The sequence below is a fragment of the Streptomyces sp. NPDC059499 genome, from assembly GCF_042749285.1.
GTDB lineage: Bacteria > Actinomycetota > Actinomycetes > Streptomycetales > Streptomycetaceae > Streptomyces.
In genome coordinates this window covers 509,572-522,908 of sequence record NZ_JBHYTT010000004.1, presented here as the reverse complement: position 1 = coordinate 522,908, position 13,337 = coordinate 509,572, and the positions used below count along the sequence as shown (strand labels likewise).

General features: G+C 66.8%; 11 protein-coding genes and 2 pseudogenes. 9 read left to right on the top strand and 4 right to left on the bottom strand.

Features of this window, described 5'->3' with window-relative positions; translation table 11 throughout:
* Positions 1-413: 413 nt before the first annotated feature.
* The 7 genes and pseudogenes from ACFW9O_RS14150 to ACFW9O_RS14120 all read left to right on the top strand — a co-directional run bounded on the left by ACFW9O_RS14150 (position 414) and on the right by ACFW9O_RS14120 (position 7,262).
* Positions 414-638 (top strand): hypothetical protein, encoded by a 225-nt coding sequence (locus tag ACFW9O_RS14150; protein ID WP_384608886.1) that lies wholly within the window; start codon positions 414-416, stop codon positions 636-638.
* Between the two features lie 372 nt (positions 639-1,010).
* On the top strand, positions 1,011-2,213 hold the full coding sequence (locus ACFW9O_RS14145; RefSeq protein ID WP_384608883.1) for an MFS transporter: 1,203 nt from the start codon (positions 1,011-1,013) through the stop codon (positions 2,211-2,213).
* 404 nt (positions 2,214-2,617) lie between these two features.
* Positions 2,618-3,691, top strand: coding sequence for an LAETG motif-containing sortase-dependent surface protein (locus ACFW9O_RS14140; protein WP_384608880.1), 1,074 nt, complete (start codon positions 2,618-2,620; stop codon positions 3,689-3,691).
* A 104-nt stretch (positions 3,692-3,795) separates the two neighbouring features.
* Positions 3,796-4,319, top strand: a pseudogene (locus ACFW9O_RS14135) (Tn3 family transposase); the annotation flags it as partial.
* 67 nt (positions 4,320-4,386) lie between these two features.
* Positions 4,387-5,009 (top strand): annotated as a pseudogene (locus tag ACFW9O_RS14130) (Tn3 family transposase).
* Positions 5,010-5,169: 160 nt separating this feature from the next.
* Positions 5,170-6,597 (top strand): serine hydrolase domain-containing protein, encoded by a 1,428-nt coding sequence (locus ACFW9O_RS14125; protein WP_384608878.1) that lies wholly within the window; start codon positions 5,170-5,172, stop codon positions 6,595-6,597.
* Positions 6,598-7,037: 440 nt separating this feature from the next.
* Entirely contained in the window at positions 7,038-7,262 is a 225-nt protein-coding gene (locus ACFW9O_RS14120) for a hypothetical protein (protein ID WP_384608875.1), read from the top strand.
* Between the two features lie 166 nt (positions 7,263-7,428).
* Here ACFW9O_RS14120 and ACFW9O_RS14115 read toward each other — a convergent pair whose 3' ends face one another.
* Positions 7,429-8,487, bottom strand: coding sequence for a GDSL-type esterase/lipase family protein (locus ACFW9O_RS14115; protein WP_384608872.1), 1,059 nt, complete (start codon positions 8,485-8,487; stop codon positions 7,429-7,431).
* Positions 8,488-9,015: 528 nt separating this feature from the next.
* A complete protein-coding gene (locus tag ACFW9O_RS14110; protein WP_384608869.1) occupies positions 9,016-9,657 on the bottom strand; it encodes a hypothetical protein in 642 nt (213 codons plus the stop codon).
* Positions 9,658-9,757: 100 nt separating this feature from the next.
* On the opposite strand from ACFW9O_RS14110, the gene ACFW9O_RS14105 reads away from it, so the two are divergent.
* Together ACFW9O_RS14105 and ACFW9O_RS14100 are read left to right on the top strand one after the other, a co-directional pair.
* Positions 9,758-9,892 (top strand): hypothetical protein, encoded by a 135-nt coding sequence (locus ACFW9O_RS14105; protein WP_384608866.1) that lies wholly within the window; start codon positions 9,758-9,760, stop codon positions 9,890-9,892.
* 180 nt (positions 9,893-10,072) lie between these two features.
* Positions 10,073-10,603, top strand: a complete 531-nt coding sequence (locus ACFW9O_RS14100) for a hypothetical protein (protein ID WP_384608863.1) — start codon at positions 10,073-10,075, stop codon at positions 10,601-10,603.
* 762 nt (positions 10,604-11,365) lie between these two features.
* Here the strand turns inward: ACFW9O_RS14100 and ACFW9O_RS14095 are convergent.
* Together ACFW9O_RS14095 and ACFW9O_RS14090 are read right to left on the bottom strand one after the other, a co-directional pair.
* A complete protein-coding gene (locus ACFW9O_RS14095; protein ID WP_384608945.1) occupies positions 11,366-11,911 on the bottom strand; it encodes an MOSC domain-containing protein in 546 nt (181 codons plus the stop codon).
* Between the two features lie 353 nt (positions 11,912-12,264).
* The gene (locus ACFW9O_RS14090; RefSeq protein ID WP_384608860.1) at positions 12,265-13,302 is read right to left on the bottom strand and encodes a PhzF family phenazine biosynthesis protein; all 1,038 of its coding nucleotides are present in this window, start codon (positions 13,300-13,302) and stop codon (positions 12,265-12,267) included.
* Positions 13,303-13,337: the final 35 nt, after the last annotated feature.

The window sequence follows — 13,337 nt, the reverse complement described above, 5'->3', positions numbered from 1 at the left end:
CGCGTCATCATCATATTTCCCCCTTACACCTCGGAGAGCGATTTGCTCACACAAGATGTGACCCACAACACACACGGAAGGTTGTACCAAGCCCATGCCCAAACCACCCACAGCCCCCACGCCCGGCTCGGACACCGACCCACCCAAGCCCAACACCCAGAGAAGACACCCCCAACCACACCAAGCAGCCCGGGACAGAAACGAAACTCGCCCACACACCACAGATCCAAGCCGCACGACACGGCACTGGACCCCGCGCGGGGCCGACGCGGCACGGTGCCGGGCTGCGATGCAGTGCCGGACCGTGACGTCCGCACGGCACAAGGATGATCTTGCGTGACCTTTGATCTCACCGCAGGTTGAGACGGAGGAACAGGTGGGCGAATCCGTCAAGGAATGGACGAGGACACACGATGCAGACACAGCAGGCACGGACACTGACCCGGTGGCTGTTCGAGTCCGGTGCCGTTCTCGTCGCGGCAGCCCTGCCCACAGGAGTGGTACACGCCGACGAAACACACACCGGCTCCCACAACGCACCACACGTCAGCCTCATCCAGACCGGACAGATCGACGACCCCCTCGAAGACGTCCTGGAACACACAGCCATCCTGGGAACAACCCACGTCTCCCCCTGAACAGCCAACCAGCAATAACGCCCGCAATCCGCCGCCCGCACACCAGTGTCCGAGGCCGACCGCACACAGCCCTGAACACCTCCCACCCAGAACACAAGCACGAACCACGAGTTGCGAGCCGCTGCTCGATGAGGAACGAGTTGATCTTCGCCTGCGCAAGATCAAGAAGCCTGTTGACTTCTTCCCAGTCCCAGAATCTGCTCAGCTCGCGGCTCATGCCGGAGAGGATGCTCCTGTCGGCCCGGCACCAGAACCATGAGCCCGGCTGAAACTACCGAGGACATGGACTCGGCTTCTTGAAGCCGTAGGGTCTGCATTCGGCCACAGCGTGCAGGGCCGAGGGAGACAAGGGCTGGTCAGAGGTGGGTTTCTGTGAACGTTGGGGTGCAGCGCGGTGCGATCGCCCTCGTGCAAGTTCTCGGCCTCGCTGTGTGGTTCTCCATGTCAGCGGTGGTGCCGAGCCTACGGAACGATTGGGGGCTCACGGCCGGCGGCGCGGTATGGCTGACGGCGTCCGTGCAGGTCGGTTTCGTCGCCGGAGCCGTGGCCTCTACCGCCCTGAACCTGGCCGACCGCCTCCGGCCCCAGTGCCTGCTCGCGGCCAGTGCCGCGGCCGCCGCCGGATGCACCCTCATGCTGGCCCTGTTCGCCGAACGGCTGGCCTTCGCCGTTCCCCTGCGATTGATGACCGGGGTGTTCCTGGCCGGGGTATACCCCACCGGCATGAAGCTCATGGCCTCATGGGCCGGCAGCGCCGGGCGGGGCAGGACCATGGGCGTTCTCATCGCAGCCTTGACGCTTGGCTCCACACTTCCCCATCTCATCGCCGGGCTGGGATCCCTGCCCTGGCGCGGTGTCCTGCTCACCGCGGCAGCAGCCGGACTTGGGGGCTCCGCCATCGCACTGCTCTTCCTCCGGCCCGGCCCCTACGCAGCGCCGGGCTCACCCGCCCGCAACCCCCGTTACGCACTGAGCATGTTCGCCGAACGCGGACCGCGGCTGGCCAATCTCGGCTACTTCGGGCACATGTGGGAGCTCTACGCCCTGTGGACCTGGATCCCGTCTTTCCTGTTGGCGACCGGTACCAGGAAGGATCTCCCGGTCTCGGCAGAGATCACGGTCTTCCTCACCATGGGGATCGGCGGAGCAGTCGGCTGTCTGCTCGGCGGGTGGGGCGCAGACCGGTTCGGCCGCGCTCCCGCCGCCCTTACGGCGCTCCTTGTCAGCGGCTTGTGCTGCCTGGTCTCCCCGTTCTTCTTCCACGCTCCGCCGATCCTCCTGTTCGCCTTCTGCACGCTGTGGGGCGCCTCCGTGATCGCGGATTCAGGGGTGTTCTCGACAGCCCTGAGCGAGGTCGCCGACCAGCGATACATCGGGACAGCCCTGACCGGCCAGACCGCGATCGGGTTCGCCCTCACCGTCATCAGCATCCAGCTCACCCCACTCTTGGCCGAAGCAGTCGGCTGGCGATATGCCTTCCTCCTCCTGGCTCCCGGCCCTCTTGCCGGTGCCCTCGCCATGCGCGCCTTCGGGAAAGGTGTTACCTCCGCTCCCTCCACGCAGGGCACCTCCTGACGGCGGACGGCCACGTGCGGCACGAGCGCGGTCGCCGTTCCGGGTCGGCTTGGGCCAGGCGTACAGCGTGCTTCGCATCGCATCATCGACCGAGACGGTGCGGGCCACGGCGGTGAACAGCGTGGCAACCACCTCGAACGAATCTCAGCGGCAACATCATTCAGGCCGGAACCAAGTCCTACGGGACGTGCAACCGTTCGAGATCGGCACGAGTCTACGGTTCGAAGGGCCGTTCTCCCGGAAGACACCGTCCGTTTGCCCGCGTCCCAGCAGAGGTTCTCTCCATACCGGTATTCCCGCACCACCGTCGCGCCTCCCATGCCGCTGTCGCCGCCCTCGGCGCTGCCGGCCTGATCGCGCTGGCCGCGGCTCCCGCCGCCTTCGGCGATGAAACCGCACCCGGATTGGTCATTGGAGGCATCGAGCCGATCGACGAGGTGAAACCGGGAAGCAGCTTCGATGTGCCGGTCAGCGTGGCGAACAAGGGCGCCGAGGCCGCCGAGAAGGTATGGGTCTCCTACTCCGTCACCCGGGGACTCGACTTCGCGGAGGTTCCCTCCAACTGCCGAGCACAGCAGGTCCCGTCCTACGACGAGATGCCCGAGAAGTGGATCGCGGTGTGCGCGTTCGACCAGGCGGTGGAGCCTGGCGTCGTCTACACGCCAGAGAAACCTCTCCGTGTGAGGGCACTGGACCGCGCGCTCAACGACGAACTGCGCGTGCGTGTCGGGGACGTCGATCCCGGGGCGGACGAGAACGGCACTCCGCCGGTGGCGGGAACCGCACCGGCGGTGAAACTGATCGAGGGCCAGGCCGGGAGCGAGGGGGCCGCGCGATTCGTCGATGTGCCCGTCACCTCCATCAACACGGCCGACTACCAAGTGACGGGTGCCGCGTTGAAGGGGAGCGTAGGTGACACGGTGACGATGACGGTGAAGTTCACCAACGCCGGGCCCGCCTGGGTTCTGACCAGGGAGGGGGACCGGCTCGTCACGGTCATGATCACGCCTCCAGCAGGAACATCGGTCATCAAGTCCCACGGATTCTGCGAGGCCAAGGGTGAGGCGTACGCATGCGGCACCAGTCAGCGATCGGTCAATGAGGGCGGCCGAGAGACCTACACCTTCAAGCTGAAGATCGACGAACGGGTCGCGGACGCCAAGGGCTCGGTGGCACTGAGCGCCGAGGCGCGGCCGTTCGACCCCAACAAGACCAACGACAAGGCCGACATCACTCTGGACATCACGGGTGGGGGGTCGACCGGCTCGACGGGCAGCTCGACCGATGGCTCGGGCAGTTCGACCGACGGCTCGGCCGGCGGGCCGCCGTCGACCGGCCACGACGGGACGACGACGAACGGCGGCAACCTGGCAGAGACCGGCTCCTCACCGTGGACGATCACGGGCGCGGCTGCCGCGGCGGTGGTCGCGGGTGCGGGCACGCTCCTCATCGTGCGCCGCAACCGGGACCAGACCTGAGCTGACGGCCGTCCGACCTGGCCGTCGAGAGGTACATGTCTCGTACTTCCGGCAGGTGCTAGAGCGCCGACTTCCTCACCGGGTCCACCGAGGAATTCTCCTCGGTGGCCGCGTACGAGCGCATCGAACGTGACGTCCTCCAGCGCCGCCTCCTGTTGGCGCTCTTCGCCCTGGGCACGAACATGGGCATCCGCGCGATCGTGGCCACCGGCGAGCACGGGGAGACCGAGGCCGCGCTGCGGCACGTTTGCCGCCGCTTCATCACGGTCGACAACCTCCGTGCCGCTGTGACGAAGCTGGTGAACGCCACCCTCGCCGCCCGCGAAACCACGTGGTGGGGTCGAGGCACGGCGTGCGCATCGGACTCGAAGAAGTTCGGGTCCTGGTCCTCGAACTTCTTGACCGAGTATCACGCCCGTTATGCGGCAACGGCGTGATGATCTACTGGCACGCAGAGCGGAAGAACGTCTGCATCTACTCCCAGCTCAAGTCGTGTTCCTCGTCCGAGGTAGCGGCGATGATTGAGGGCCTGCTGCGGCATCGCACGGACGCCGAGATCGAGTCCAACTACGTCGACACGCACGGCGCAAGCGTCGTCGGGTTCGCCTTCACAGAATTGCTCAACTTCCGTCTGCTCCCACGGTTGAAGAACATCAGCAACATCCGTCTGTACCGCCGAACGACACCCCACCCCGCTGGCCCGCGCGCCTGCGCTCGGCGCCTCGCTGACGCGGCCGATCCGCTGGGAGCTGATCGAGCAGCAGTACGACCAGATGGTCAAGTACGCCACCGCACGCCGGCTCGGCGCCTCCGAGGCGGAGCAGGTCCTGCGGCGCACCACCCGAGGCGGCCCCAAGCACCCCACCTACGCCGCGCTCGAAAACTGGGGCGCGCAGTTCGTACGGTCTTCGCATGCGATTACCTCGCCGGCCTCGGTCTGCGCCGCGAGATCCACGGCGGACTCCAGGTCGTCGAGAACTGGAACAGCGCGAACGCAGTCCTCCACTACGGCAAGGACGGCGCCCTGACCGGCCCGGACAAGGAACACGCCGAGACCTCGATGCTCGCCCTGCACCTGCTGCAGTCCGCGCTCGATCACGTCAACACCCCGCTGGTGCAACAGATCCCGGCCGAACCCGCGTGGACGAAGAGGCTGAGCGACGAAGACCGGCGCGGCCTGACCGCGTTGTTCTGGTCGAACGTCGACCCGTACGGGACCTTCCGCCTGGACATGGACAAGCGCCTCGACCTGGGGCTCGCAGTGCCCCATCCCCGCACCCCAGCGGACACCGCCGTTGACGGTCCGGTCCTACCTTGATCCTCGTAATATCGAGGTCATCAGTGATCCTGCTTCGTGATGACGGAGCCGTTCCGTCACGGGGAGATGTGCTGTCGCTCGGCGGCGCGTCCGAAGTTCGGCTCGACGTCCCGCTCGCAGTCGAACCCGGATCCGTGTGTGGATATGCTAGAAAGCCGGAATGCTGTCTCAGCGCACCCTGCTTCCCCGTTCGGCGCCTGCCGCCTCGGGGATATCGTCCCGTTCGATCTCCGCGATGCTGGACAGGCTCGAAGCGCGATCAGGCGAGAGCCACTCCATTATGGTCGTGCACCGCGGTCACGTCGTGGCCGAAGGCTGGTGGGCGCCGTACTCGGCCGACCGCCCGCACCTTCTCTACTCGCTGACCAAGTCGTTCACGTCGATCGCCGTGGGGCTCGCGATCGGCGACGGGCTGCTCTCGCTGGACGACCGCGTGGTGGATGTGCTGCCCGACCGCGTCCCGGCCGACGTCTCGGAGCAGGGTCGCCGCATCACCGTTCACCACCTGCTGTCCATGACATCCGGGCACCCCACCGACAGCCTCGCCGAGGCGTGGGAGCGGGAACCCGACGACTTGGTGAAGGGCTTCCTGAGCCTGCCGTTCGCCGCGGCCGAGGGAACGCGGCACGTCTACGACAACTCGACCACCTACATCCTGGCCCGGATGGTGGAACGGGTCACGGGCCGCGGTCTTCCGGAGTTCCTCAACGTGCGCCTGTTTACGCCGATGGGCATCGACCACGCAGAGTGGGACCGGGTGGCCAGTGGCGCCGCCTTTGGATTCCACGGACTGCACTTGACGACCGAGGGCGTCGCCGCCTTCGGCGAACTGCTGCGGCGCGGAGGCATGTGGGGCGACCAACAACTCGTCCCACGCGGTTGGGTGGAGCTGGCGACCAGTCAGCACATCGACAGCGAGTGGATCCTGGACGGATCGGACCAGGCGGACTTCTCTTACGGCTACGGCTACCAGTTCTGGATGTCGCGTCACGGCTACCACGGCCATGGCTCCTACGCGCAGCAGTGCGTGGTGGTCCCGTCCCACGATCTCGTCGTCGCCGTGACCGCCCAAGGAGAGTCCCAGGACGTGCTCGACGCAGTTTGGGAGTGCCTACTGCCCGGCGTGGGTCACGCGGGAAGCACCCAGGACGACGCGATCCTCGCTGATCGGCTGCAGCGACTGTCGCTGCAGCCGGTGCTGGGTTCGGCCGCCCCGGGGCGTGCGGTCAGCGCGAAACTCGACGCCTCGGCCGAGGGGTCGGCCCTGCCCGACGGAACGACGGTCATCGTCGATCCCACCGACGGCGGATGGATCGTACGATTCGAGTCGCTCTTCAATATCGAGGTCGGCCACGGCGACTGGCGGGAGAGCGCCCCGCTCGGCCGGCCGATCGTCGCGGCCGGCGCCTGGCAGGGCAGCACCTACGTCGCCGATCTATACGTCATCACCACCCCGCACCGCGTTCGGCTGGCCGTCGACGCCGATGCGGGAACCGCGACGGCGACCTGGAGCACCCTGCCCCTGACCGGCCCCAGCCTGGAACTGCACGTGCGGTCGCCGCTGATGACACGACCTGACGTTGCGTAGGACGCGCTCTAAAACCTCTTGGATGTACACCGCATTCCTCGCCCAGCGGCACCTTGACCTCGACGAGTTCCACAACCGCGAGTGGAGCCATTTCCCCGGCGAACTACGCGCCCGCGATGCCGACGCCACCCGGCGCTTACCCGGGCCGTCGCTTGCGCCTTCGCGCCAACTCGCCGAGGCCCTGAGCGTGCCGACTCCCGCCGTACACAAGCCTGGGGCGGTGTGGGCGGAGCTGCCCCGGCCGGTGAGCGCCAGCGCCCAACCGGTCGGGCACGTCCGCCTCGGGTACGCCTACGCCTCGACCGCCTGGCAGTCCCTTCACACGCAGCTCGATTCCCTTGCCGAGGCCGGGGTCACTCGGGTCTTCTCGGAGAAGATCTGCACCCGCGCCACCCGGCACCCCGAGCTGGAGGCCGCCGTGAAGGAGCGCAAGTACATCCGTGACCGCACACTCGAAGGTCACGAGTCCGCCCAAGCGCGGCAAGACCATCGGCGGCGCGGACGTGACCGACGAGTCCATGCTGTCCATGGCCCCTCACCTGCGCGACCAGGAGATGAGCTTGCGCGACATCGCCAAGCGACTCATCATCACCACCGGCGCAAAGAAGGGCCAGCACCCCTCGCCGCCACTGTCATGCACCCACTGTCATGCGCATGCTCCGTGAACACGACGAGCAGGCCGCCATGGCGGTGAGCACGTGATTACCCGGCTACCTTGCGGCTGGTGCCTGGGCTAGGACACCGGGGCCGGGTAGGTTCACGTGCTGGCGCGACCACAGGGATCCAGACCGGCCCGGACCGCGGGGCTCGGCCACTGCGGCGTGGATGACCTCATTCGGACGCCGAACACGTGGCGGTTAGCGACGGCGCACCTGCCGCAGCCGACGTACTCGCGAGGAAGCCGAAGGTGGTACTGGCCCCCGCCTTAAGCGCGCCGTTCCACCCGGCGTCGCGCACCGTCGTCCCGATCAGTGCTCCATTCCAGACCTGGGTGAGCCCGCTGCCCGCCGGGAGTGCGAGGTCAACGGCCCACGAAGAGATCGCCGCCGTGGACGAGGCGTTGGTCACCGTCACCTCACCCTGATAGCCGCCCTGCCACGCTGACACCACCCGGAAGGCCGCCGAGCAGCCACCATTCCCCGGGCCCCCTGGGTCCCCCGAGCCCCCCGGGGTAAGCAGCGCCGAAAGCGCCGGGTACCAACGGGCCGCCATCTTGGCGTCGCCGGAGGCATTGGGATGGACGCCGTCGTAGGTGTCGGTCGCCGTGTCGAAGCCCGTCCATTGGTCGACGACGGTCACCGGCGACTGCACGGTGGTGATGCCGTGGGCCCAGGCCGGAATGCGCTGGTTGAAGGCGACCGTACGAGCGGCGCACTCGGCGCAGCTGCTCGGATTGATCGGGATGAGCTGGGCGACCAGTACCTTCATTGCCGGGTTGCTGGCCCGCATTTGGCCGACCAACTTGGTGTACGCGGCAAGGATGGTGTCCGGCGCGATGCTGCTCCAGACGTCATTGGTGCCGAAGTGCATGACGACGATGTCCGGCGCTGTCGCCGCCAGCCATCCGGGCAGCAGGTTCTGGTCGGCGGTGGCTGTGGCCAGAAAACCGCCGTGGCCTTCGTTGTCGGCGTCGTGCGTGAGGGCGCAGCTCTGGGCGTTCAGTGTGCCGACGAAGTCGATGTCGGTGTAACCGGCGTTCTGTAACTGGTTCCAGAGGAGGGAGCGCCAGCAGCCCGGGGAGCCGGTGATGGAGTCGCCGAGCGGCATGATCCGTACCGGGGTCGCGGCGGTGGCGGCGGCGGATGGGGCCCCGGCCAGGCCGAAACCGGCGGCGAAGACGATCAGAGCGGCCAGGAAAGTGGCGAGGAGGGGGTGGCGTCTACTGCGCACGGGGGGCCTTCCTGAAGTGGGGGCGGAAGTGGGAGTGCGGCACACACTCATGGGAGCGCTCCCACCCATCAAGCCACGATTGTCGCTGGCACGTCAATATCTCGAACAGGCCGGGAGTCGGCGCCCCTCGGTGTCACCGTCACCACGAGATCGGCCAACTGATACTGGATCAGTGCGCCGCGCCTGGAGCAGCACATGGCACTCTCCTACGCCCGCGGCGAAGAGGAGGGCACGGTAGCCGTCGAATTGACCTCGGCGACTGCCAGCCCCGGACAGTCGGCCGGGAGTGGGGATGCCGCACGGGTATGGGCCTACCGGCTCTGCGCGGGCATCGGCTCGGCCGGCGGTCGCAGGACGACCGGTCGGGCCTCCGGATGGGCCTGAGCCGCAGCGACCACGCCGCACCGCTGCAGTCGGAGGGAAGGCGCGGGAACCGGTGCCCTTCACGTCCGCACTCCAGTGATGGCCTCCCCCGCAGTCACACTCGTAGACCTGACTGCAGCTCTGTCACGCGCCGTGCGGGTCCGCTCAGCTGATCGCAAACGGCACGGGATCCAGGCCCAGCTTGCTCCGGCATGAGTCGACGGCCCGCGTGACCCAAGCTGTCACGGCGGGGCGATCTGCCGCGATCGCGTGAAGCTCACGCGCCTTCTCCTGGGCATCGACCTCCCACGGGACCAGTGCGTCTGCTCGAAGGATCCGTTCGAAGTCGTCGCGGGCCGTGGCCGGATCACCAACCAGGGCGGCTGCGATCCCGGAGTCGAAGCTGTCCCAGAGAAATCCCCGCCGCACCGGCCTGGACATCAGGTATCGGGCGACATCCGGCAGATCCGGGAACCTCTCCCTCAGCGCGGTCACGTTCGCAGCCGCCTGCCGACTGAGTTCGAGCGCCAGCCGCGTGAACTGGTCCTCGGTGCGAAACAGCTCGGATCCGACCCGGACTGCGTCCACGTGGAAGGCCAGATCGTGCACGTCGTGCCACAGCCACATCGCACCGACGTGCAGACCACTGCCGGCAATCCGCGGCGGGGTGAACTCCACAACCCCGAGCCACCACCCGTGATCATCGATCCACAGCCGCGACCGTCCGCGCTGGGCGAGGCCGAGCGGCTTCAAGCTCTCCCGCGCCGCCGAGGTAACGATCCGGAGCACCGGACTGCGATCTGCCATGCCCAGCATTATCGACTGTCCCACCGACACACGTCGGTCGTGAAGGAACCGAGGTTCCCGAGCCGCGGCCCACCGGTTTCGACAGCAAGCATGACAAGAAATGCAATACCGTCGCGATCGCACCATCAACCGCCTCAACAACGTCCGCGCCCCCGCAACCCGCTGCGAGAAGCGCGCCTTCGTCTACCTCGGCACCGTCACACTCGCAGCCCTCACTGGCCGGCTCCGCACCTGATCCGGGAAGCAGTGCCTGGTGGTTTCAGAGGTGATGACGATCGTGTCGGGGAGTTCGAGCGGGCAGGGATGAAGTTGCCCGCATCGCGTCGGCACCCACTCGAGGTCACCCGGTCAGCAGACGTGGCAGGCGCATCCGTACGCTTGCGCCATATCCACACGTGCAAGCGGGGGTTGAATCGTGAAGACACGCCATGTCCGTGCGATCGCTGTTTTCGGCATCGTCCTGATCACGCTAACCGGCGCGCGGGGCTCGCGCGGTAGCGGCTGCGACAACGATCACAGCTCGAGTTCCAGCAGTTCCAGCGGCGGCGGCCACTATTACGACGACGACGACACGAGCGGCAGTTCTGTCTCCGGCGGCGAAGACACCACGGAAAGCCCCACCGGCGGGTCCGCAACCGGCCCCGTCGACGCCATGACGGATGTCGAATTCAAGTACTGCTCCATCGACTCGGCGGGCGCCAAACTGCAGGGGCACCTATACATCACCAACTCGGCTACGACGGATCAGACTTACGACATCACGGTGCAATTCGAGGGCGACGGCTCAAGTGCGGCACCGGTCGTCAAGACGATCGACGATGTATCGGTCGCCGCCTTCAACAACTACACCATGGATGTGGAAGCCGCCTATGTCGGCTCCGGCAAGGAGAACGACAGCAGGGACTGCAAGGTCACCAGCGCGACCCGCACCGCAAACGTCTCGTAGCACCAGAAGGCTGGTGAAGTCGTTGAGTTTTGGCCTCGCCGCTGATGATGGGGGCCAAACTCGCTGGTGTGGCGATTTCGCTGTCTGACATCAATGTCGGCGCACGCGGGCAATCACCGGCGTACAGGTGCATGCTGGCCAATCCAGCCAGCGCCACGGCCGCGTCCGACGAGATGTGCGTCGGCACTCCACTCCTCCGGATCCCTACCGACGCCCCGTATCGCCACATCGCCCGGCAAAGGGCCGCGCCTCGCGCCGCCCTGATCGAGACCCGGGGACTCACATGGGGACTGGATGTCCAGAGCCCGATGTCGTCGAGGCCGGGACTGTCCCAACCGCCGACGAGGTCCTGCAAATAGCGGTTGGTACTGACGAGACCGTCGACACCAGGGAGAACGCCGCGGAGGCGGTCCCGGGCCGCGTGCACGGACGGGCACGAAACGTACGCCGCCGCCTATGGTCCGTCGATCCGGGTCGTCACCTGTTGAAGCTCGTCACGCTCGTGGTCAGTCAGGATCTCGGCTGTGAGGTCGTGGGGTACGAGTATCCGTGCCTCTGCAGCATGTCGTTGCCCGTCACAGGATTCGCCACCGGGCTCAAGAGCACGGATTCGCCCCTCATCCAACGGACGTCGCTCCGCGGAGACAAGAACGACCACAGATGGCCAGAAATCGCGTCACCTTCCAGTGACCGTAGCCGAGCGGCCCCTTCGGGGCACCGGACCCGGTCAGCTGGGCAGTCTCTCCAGCAAGGACACAGACTCTAGACCCGTTCCAGCGAGCGGTGGGGAGGGGGCGGGGTTTCGACCTGGATGGGATCACCGGGTCGGACGATCCCTCCACGGCGGACAACGGCCATGACGCCACACTTGAATGTGAACTCGCCGGACACGGAGTCCATGGTGAAAACCTCACCGAGCAGCCCACTACGGAAATCGTTGATCTTCGCGCACGGATTGCGCAGCCCCGTCACTTCGAGCACCGCCCCCTCTCCGAGATGGAGCAGAGCACCGGTGGGCAGGCCCAACAGGTCCACTTCGCGTGTAGTGATGTTCTCACCGAGCTGGCCTGCCGAGACTTCGAAGCCCTTGCGCGCGAGTTCGCCGAAGAGTTCCTCATGCATCAGATGGACCTGGCGCACGTTGGGCAGGTCCGGCTCGTAGGTCATGCGGAACTGGTGACGGATCGTCTCACCTGCGTGAACGTCTCCTTCTACTCCGAGCCCCGTGAGCAGCGTGATGGAATCACGATTGGGCTTGCTGAACGAGTACACCTCGTTCCGGCTCACAGCACCGACCTGACCAGCCATCATGCTCTCCCACTGTCGTGTATCCATGGCCGCTCGATCCTAAAGGCGGGGCAACCAGCCTTGTGGGGAGGTATCCAGTCGGCGGACTTCGCTGGACGGTTGCGTCAGGGTGCGGATCCCTACCGGCCTCCTCCCGTCAGCGCGTGCCACGAGGACATGTCCCTTGTCATCCAATCGAGGCGTTTGACAGCGAACCCAGTCGTTTCGGCCTTTCTGAGAGTGGATCTAGTCGGACGGGTGAGGGCGGAGAGGAGTGCCAGTGCCCAGAACGGGCCGCGCCGGCCGGTGTACTGACCGACGAACGAGCCGATCGGCACGCCGACGACGTTGGCAGGCGTGCGACAGGCTCACGTTCAGGTCGGCGGCCGGGCACGGAGACGAGCTGTGGAAGCGGCGGGCGACGAAGAGGGCTGCGGAGCAGGGGACTTGGTGGCAGGAGCCGCTTTCGTCGCTCGTTGCTGCGGGAGGACAGGGCGGGTGACGATCGCCTGACGTGCCGGCCGCTGATGAGCTACAGACCGGTTATGGCATGCGGATGCTGCGTGTGACTTCCGCGGCGCCGCCCAAGTGGACCAGCAGCCCCCACGCGTCGTGCTGTGCGGTGGCGGTGATCGTGGAGGGACTGCCGAGGGAGTCACCCTCTCGACTGCGATGCCGCTGATGCCCTGGCCGGCCAGGTGTGCAGCGAGGCAGGTGGTTCTGTTGGCGTTGGCGATGTCTTCCGCGACGCCGATCGACGGGGCGAACATACGGGCCGCAACGCGGCCGGTGGGCGTCGGCACCGCGTAGACGTAGCAGCCCAGGAAACCGAGACGGTCGCAGGCGGCACGGAGCCGTTCGAAGTCCGGGCTGAGGGTGGTGAGAGCGGACCGCGTAGTAGGGGTAACCAGCAACCGCGACCGCCCCACTGAGGCGACGCGGGTACCGGGAGCGAGTACGCCCGAGGTGACACCGAGCGCGGGCAGGACAAGGTCGCACTCGGTCGCTGTGGGCCTGCGGAGGTCTACGGGACCGGAACCGAAGGCGGCATTGACCTGTGTGTTCTCCCGTACGGACCAACCAGGGAAGACGCGCCCTGTCGCATGGGTGGTGGCTCGATATTCCTGGCCCCCGGCGCGCTCGGCCAGGAAGGCCAGAGCGGCAACCGTCCCATGACCGCATGCGGGCAGATCTCCCTCGGCGGTGAAGAAGCGGAGGGATACGACCGGACCGCCTCGTCGGCTGTCGTGCACCGGCACGAAAACGTCGTGCGACGTTCCCATCTGAACCGGCACACGACGGCGCTCATCGTCACTCAACGGCGCCTCGTCCAGCACCGCGGTGGGACTACCGCCTTGGCCGTCGCGCAGACACGCGCGGACGATCGTGACGGGCAGACCGTGCCTACTCATCGCAGTGCCGTGATCCTTGTGCCGGACCGGCGTCC

What these genes read in the sequence shown, in the direction of transcription:
- ACFW9O_RS14150 (WP_384608886.1), top strand. Translation starts at nt 414, where the DNA reads ATGCAGACACAGCAGGCACGGACACTGACCCGGTGGCTGTTCGAGTCC.
- ACFW9O_RS14125 (WP_384608878.1), top strand. Translation starts at nt 5,170, where the DNA reads ATGCTGTCTCAGCGCACCCTGCTTCCCCGTTCGGCGCCTGCCGCCTCG.
- ACFW9O_RS14110 (WP_384608869.1), bottom strand. Translation starts at nt 9,657, where the DNA reads ATGGCAGATCGCAGTCCGGTGCTCCGGATCGTTACCTCGGCGGCGCGG.
- ACFW9O_RS14105 (WP_384608866.1), top strand. Translation starts at nt 9,758, where the DNA reads ATGCAATACCGTCGCGATCGCACCATCAACCGCCTCAACAACGTCCGC.
- ACFW9O_RS14095 (WP_384608945.1), bottom strand. Translation starts at nt 11,911, where the DNA reads ATGGCTGGTCAGGTCGGTGCTGTGAGCCGGAACGAGGTGTACTCGTTC.
- ACFW9O_RS14090 (WP_384608860.1), bottom strand. Translation starts at nt 13,302, where the DNA reads ATGAGTAGGCACGGTCTGCCCGTCACGATCGTCCGCGCGTGTCTGCGC.